Source organism: Acinetobacter sp. Ver3 (genome assembly GCF_000632455.1).
Classification (GTDB): domain Bacteria; phylum Pseudomonadota; class Gammaproteobacteria; order Pseudomonadales; family Moraxellaceae; genus Acinetobacter.
On the sequence record NZ_JFYL01000110.1, the window covers coordinates 1 to 5,703 of the forward strand.

Below are 5,703 nucleotides of genomic sequence, written 5' to 3' on the forward strand. Positions count from 1 at the left end.
AGTCACCCACCCATAGTTGGTTTGGATGATCAGCATTAAAATTACGTTTCACTAAATCATCTGCCCGTTTTTGGTCATCTCGGTTACGGGTGGTTTGTTTATTCTTACCACGCCAAACACCTTGTATACCTAGTTTTTGCATCAATCGAGCAACTGTACAACGTGCAATCACATAGCCTTCACGTTTCAGTTGTTGCCAGACCTTACGCACACCATACCGACCTGAACTTTCCTTCCAAATTCGTTTAATTTGTTCAGCATGATGAAGGTCATGCAGATCCCGTTTCGCTCGATGTTCTGGATTGTCCGCGAGATCTAAAGTCCGGTAATAGGTTGAAGCAGCGATCGGTAAAATTCTACAAATCGCCTCAATACCATATAACGCCTTATTGTTATGGATAAAATCCACCATTATTTGTGTGGGCGGTCGAGCTCCGCCTGGGCGAAAAAAGCCGCTGCTTTCCGTAGAATCTCATTGGCACGTTTTAATTCTTTAATTTCACCTTCCATTTGCTTCATTTTTTCTTGATCAGATATCTGTTGTACTTTAATAGGATTTTGCTGATCTAAATGCTTTTGATGCCAAACACGTAGTGTTTCAGGAGTACAGCCAATCTTAGGAGCAATTGCTGTGATTGCAGCCCAATACGATGGATAGTCTCTCAGAATATTGACTCTCCGACAAACACGGTACGGTTCAGTTATCGTCTAAAAGATAAAAAGAGAGTAGGAATTCAACCACAAATTGAGTCTTAATAAATCATCAAAGGGGTCAATTTTACTTTGCTGTTTTTAAGGTAAAAGGGGTCAGTTTTAAATTGCCGTTGACAACCATAAAGTGACCCAGATTGAAGAGTTGCTGCCACACTGCTGCTGGAAACCTAAATCGAATTAAAATTGGTATGGGATTCAGCGGACGCTTACGCAATAAGCATATTCACTTAAACTCTGAAACTTTGGCAAAAGCCAAAAGTAAAAAGCCCGAATTCATACTTAGTTCGGGCTTTTTTTAAGGTGCTTAAAATTTTATAGATATCGTGACCATTTCAGGGCAAAAGTGTCTTTGTCCATAGTTAGTCCAGTCGTTTCGGTAGTGTTTGTTGAGCCTTTGATATTGGTGAATTCATCTTCCGGTAGAATTACTTTTAGTCCGACCTCAAAATCATTTGCATATGGATCTAGAAAAGAGGGTTGAGCCATTTGAGTTGAAATATTTCCTTCGACTTTTCCACATATTGAAGAGTTAAATTCATATTTAGAAAATATATCACCATAAATGTGAGGACAAATTCCTATAAAGTTAACTTTTTTGTTGGTCATAAGTGCGACATAGCCTAAATCGAGTTTTGTAGTATCTTGACCATCAATGTTTACCATTAATGGATTGCCATTCTCATCATTATTCATACTATATGAAAATTCTGTATTGCTTTTACAGAGGTTGGTTGGGATAAGGTAGGTGTTTGAAACAGTAGGTGGAACTGTTGTCACCGATGGATTAATTTTACGGTTACAAATAATCTCTGCATTTGGTTTTTCGCGTAAAATATTATAAGGGGAATAAATCGTGGGTGCAGCAGTGGTTATATTGATATTTCCTTCAGCTAAAAAGCTATTGGTAAAAGTATTGTTTTTGGGGTTCGTTAGTCCTGCTTTACCGTGGATGGCGAGACTACCTTCAAAGTAAAGAATGCCAGGAGTTAACATAGGATTACTAATATCAGAGTTGTCAAAAAAGGCCCGAATATACCATATATTACTGACACTATCATGGCCTATAGGTTCCCACATATCGCCAGTAATTTTATTAGTAACGCCAACTTGAGGGAAGTAGCCAACGATTTCGCTTATGCACACATTTTTATATACTTGGTTAAAGAGTGTTCTTTGTTCAACCTCTTCACATATTGCATCAATATAAATTTCATTTTTACCATTAATACTATATCTCCCAAGGTAAAAGCCCTTTCCATCACTTACTTGGGTTTTTACGCCGTCTTTTATACGGTATTGAGTATTGTTTTCATAAATATATTCTTCACCACTGGTAGCATTTTTGAGGTGGTTTAAAAATACCCGTATAGTTAGTAGTTTTTCTGATCGTTTTAAGTTCGCCATAGTAAAAATATAGTTGGCTTCACTCTTGTATTGTTTAACATCGACGCGTGTTTTTTCAAAACTGTTTTTTTCATCAATATAAGTCTCTATACTTGAAGTATTTACAAAAGGAGCTGCGATACTTGCTAGTTGTTCTTTTAGAGCTTTAATTTTCGAAGTAGCTACACTGCTATTTCGATTTACGCTAGTTGCTCTATTATTGACAAAAGCATTTGTATTAATTTCATTCACAATTTTACTAGCAGAATAAGCATTTCCGATACGTACTCCGGCTGCCAACATGATTTCGTCTGCATAAACATCGTCAGCTCTTCGACCAGCAATCCATGCTTCAAAAGCACTTGCAGTTTCAACATTATTAGCACGTGCCCCTGCACCCGTAATGAGTACTCTCCCTCCAACTTTAATATTTTTTGCTTCACTGCCAGTATGAATTTCGACAGCACCTTTTGCCAAAATATCATCGACTTGTCCACCAAGCCAAAGTTTTACATCTCCTGTTGCCGTAAGATTTTTTGCTCTAGCCCCAACCCCAGTAACTGTAATGTTTCTAGCCTTAATGTTTCCAGCTTTACTTCCCGTATGTATAGTGACATCTGAGTTGGAAGCTATGTTGTTGGCTCGAGTACCGGCATGTAGCTCTACCTTGCCATTTGATGTGATATTTTCTGCTGTAGCACCAAGCCATAGGCTAACGGTATCAAGAGACTTGACATTTAGTGCGGATGTTCCAGAGATTGAAATAGGCCCTTTAGCAGTTAAGTTCCCGAATGAGCCTGAGCCTGTATCTGTAATTTCAATTCGTCCAGCAGCATTGATGTCGATATCTACACCTCCACATATTCCATTCAATAAATTTGCTCCTAAATTAATAGTTGAACAATTAATAAGTACATCACCTGTAGAATTAATGGTTAATTTGGAAATATTTTTAAGAGTAGCACCTGTTTGTAGCCATAAATCTCCGTCAACGTTTAATTCTAGTTCGGTGTCAGGATGGTTTGCTTCAATTGTGGTTGCTATTTTTGTATTACCACCTAAGACCATTTTTGCTGATTTTGATGAACTCGTAATTGTGCCATCTTTAACTTCAAATTCATAAACAACATTGAGTGTGGTGGCAGCTTGGGATGCTTCATTATCTGCACTAATATCAGCAGATATTTTGCATATATCGCCATTTGCAGCACAGCCGATGACTAATATATTGCTTGCCGTAATTTCTTGAGTGGCATTAGCTTTTAATACGATTGACTGACCATTAAGAGTGAGTATATCGGCTATACCATTTTTACCTTGTTGTAGAATATAGTCATGAAAAGCACTTGCCCCTGCCCAAGCCATGATTTGTGCATTTGTCTGTGCATGTGCTGCCACACTTGCCTCTTTTTTAGCCGTAACGGTTCTAGATAGTGATGCAGTCGTAACCATTACAGTGATACCAACCAATACAACCAATAAAACAGTTGCTATACCTTGTTGTTGTTTTAGGGTTTGCATAGCACTACACCTATTAATGAAATAAAATATTAAGGGATATTATTTAAACAAACAGCACGCTGAATGTTTTTCCCGATACCAGTTAATCCAAGTCTTGCGCCTATAATTGTTAGCTTTTTACCATTTTTGATATTGCTTAGACCAAAGGGCGTGCAGCTTCCATCTAAGTTATAACTAAATATAGGGCTGTTAGAGTCGCTTCTTATTGCGACAATAGGTTGATCTATTGACCAGTTTTTTCCTGTAAGTGCGCCGGTGCCGCATGAGTCTGGGGTAGTTTTTAGTAAAACTAGACGATGTATGTAATGGCTTTCCTCTGCTGTAATAGTTTCAGATATGCCTTGACATTTATATGTGATAGGTGTTAGCTCTAAGTTGGGTCTTAGCCTCCAAAAAACAGCATTTTGACTATTATGGGAGCCAATTGAAATATCTTCTGCTTGACCTGAGCCGTATCCTGCGTTTTGTACTAACTTTTGGGTTATGAGGACACCAGTTTCAAGTTGTGCATCATATTCTGCATCTTGAGAGGCCGTAAGTCCTGTGCGTGTAATTTGTTTGAATAGCATAAGCATCATTACCATGCACAGCATGGCAATAACAAGTCCTACTAGTAATTCAATAATTGTAAAACCATTTTTATACATCAGTTACTTCCCCACAATATAACAGTCGGTTGTTATATTTGTTCCATCAGCACAGCGATCGGAGGACTCTTGGCTAGTACTACTAATGGCAAGAACAGGCCATTCTGTAACTATGCCATTTTTAACTATTTGTTCGATTCCACAACCTACATAATACGTGTGACCATCAATGAGAATACTATCCTTATTAATTGCTCCACATAAGCCCGATGTTGGTGTGTTGTTGACCACAGCGCCTTGTAATCTGGCTTGCATTTGATTAATAATAATTGATTGTACATGTATGTCTTTTTGAGTATGCAGCATTCGACTCAGTACTGTTCCACTACCTAAGATAATGATAGAAAAAATAACCAGTGCGATTAATGCCTCAAGAAGAGTAAAGCCCTGTTGTTTAAACGATATTGATTTTGATTTCATCATCATTTTTCTTCACTTTAATATCATCTAGTGTTGCTGTGCAGGAACTTGCATTCATCAGGATTCCTGTTGTACTAAAAGCAAAACAATTTACAAGACTGGTATCTTTTTTAATTGTGACGCCCTCAGAGAATGTCATAGATTTCAAAATTTCATTGCCAGAAGTTGAGCAAGTTGTTCCACTTTTTATTCGCAGAATATGAATCACTTTATTGCTATAGTCTATGCACACACTTGTCGCAATTTCAGTGGATGTCTTATTGTTTGTGTTTCGTATAGCAGCAACACGTGCTTGGAATACGGCTGTTTTTAAAATAGATGAGGCATTATTAACCTGACTACGAGTTATCCATGAGCTAGTGAGAGAAGTGCCCATAAGTAATAAAATAGTCATAATTAATATGGTTATCATTAGTTCTACAAGTGTAAACCCTTTAGTTCGCTTAATTTTATCTTTGGGTATATTCATATTAATTACTCCATGAAGTAATTTGACCACAGCTACTTATTGTTCTTTGCCCTTTATCGTCTAGGGTTAATGTACAGTCTTTAATATCCGCATCAACACCAGTCGCTGTAAGGGTAAATGTAGTGCCCGCAGATGTGTATTGATATGTGAAACTGCTAGATGAAGGATTCCAAGTTGGAAATTTAGCTTTTATAGCACTAGTTGAAGTAAGGTTGCCAGTCGTATAGCTGAGTTGCCTTTGATAGTTACTTTCTGCAGCGAGTGCTAATCCAACAAGATTAGATTGTGCCTCTTTTACTTTTGCTTTTTGTACATAACTTTGATAACTAGGTATAGCGATTGCTGCCAAAATAGCCATAATGACCACAACGATCATAAGTTCAATTAATGTAAATCCATTTATTTTTTTCATGTATACCCCAAATTTAAAACGCTATCTAGCTTCTACTAGTAATGAATGGAAGATTAAAATACTTAGCTAAGTCCAACAACTCGAATATGACAAAGTGTGTTAATTTTACGATAAAATGTAAAATAAAACATGCTATA

The 5,703-nt window shown here is 37.3% G+C and carries 5 protein-coding genes, 1 pseudogene and 1 other annotated feature; all 6 genes and pseudogenes read right to left on the reverse strand.

Annotated elements, in window-relative coordinates:
• Nucleotides 1-663, reverse strand: a pseudogene (locus tag CL42_RS16875) (IS3 family transposase); the annotation flags it as partial.
• Nucleotides 340-454: a sequence feature (AL1L pseudoknot), on the reverse strand. Its footprint overlaps the pseudogene before it by 115 nt.
• A 363-nt stretch (nucleotides 664-1,026) precedes the next feature.
• Nucleotides 1,027-3,618 (reverse strand): hypothetical protein, encoded by a 2,592-nt coding sequence (locus CL42_RS15390; protein WP_035270610.1) that lies wholly within the window; start codon nucleotides 3,616-3,618, stop codon nucleotides 1,027-1,029.
• A 29-nt stretch (nucleotides 3,619-3,647) separates the two neighbouring features.
• A complete protein-coding gene (locus CL42_RS15395) occupies nucleotides 3,648-4,265 on the reverse strand; it encodes a prepilin-type N-terminal cleavage/methylation domain-containing protein (RefSeq protein ID WP_035270613.1) in 618 nt (205 codons plus the stop codon).
• A gap of 3 nt (nucleotides 4,266-4,268) precedes the next feature.
• Entirely contained in the window at nucleotides 4,269-4,685 is a 417-nt protein-coding gene (locus CL42_RS15400; protein ID WP_171076811.1) for a PulJ/GspJ family protein, read from the reverse strand.
• Nucleotides 4,660-5,154 (reverse strand): prepilin-type N-terminal cleavage/methylation domain-containing protein, encoded by a 495-nt coding sequence (locus CL42_RS15405; protein ID WP_035270618.1) that lies wholly within the window; start codon nucleotides 5,152-5,154, stop codon nucleotides 4,660-4,662. The genes CL42_RS15400 and CL42_RS15405 overlap by 26 nt, the downstream gene beginning before the upstream one ends.
• Before the next feature lies 1 nt (nucleotide 5,155).
• Entirely contained in the window at nucleotides 5,156-5,566 is a 411-nt protein-coding gene (locus tag CL42_RS17615; protein WP_035270620.1) for a type IV pilin protein, read from the reverse strand.
• Nucleotides 5,567-5,703: the final 137 nt, after the last annotated feature.

What these genes read in the sequence shown, in the direction of transcription:
- CL42_RS15390 (WP_035270610.1), bottom strand. Translation starts at nt 3,618, where the DNA reads ATGCAAACCCTAAAACAACAACAAGGTATAGCAACTGTTTTATTGGTT.
- CL42_RS15395 (WP_035270613.1), bottom strand. Translation starts at nt 4,265, where the DNA reads ATGTATAAAAATGGTTTTACAATTATTGAATTACTAGTAGGACTTGTT.
- CL42_RS15400 (WP_171076811.1), bottom strand. Translation starts at nt 4,685, where the DNA reads ATGAAATCAAAATCAATATCGTTTAAACAACAGGGCTTTACTCTTCTT.
- CL42_RS15405 (WP_035270618.1), bottom strand. Translation starts at nt 5,154, where the DNA reads ATGAATATACCCAAAGATAAAATTAAGCGAACTAAAGGGTTTACACTT.
- CL42_RS17615 (WP_035270620.1), bottom strand. Translation starts at nt 5,566, where the DNA reads ATGAAAAAAATAAATGGATTTACATTAATTGAACTTATGATCGTTGTG.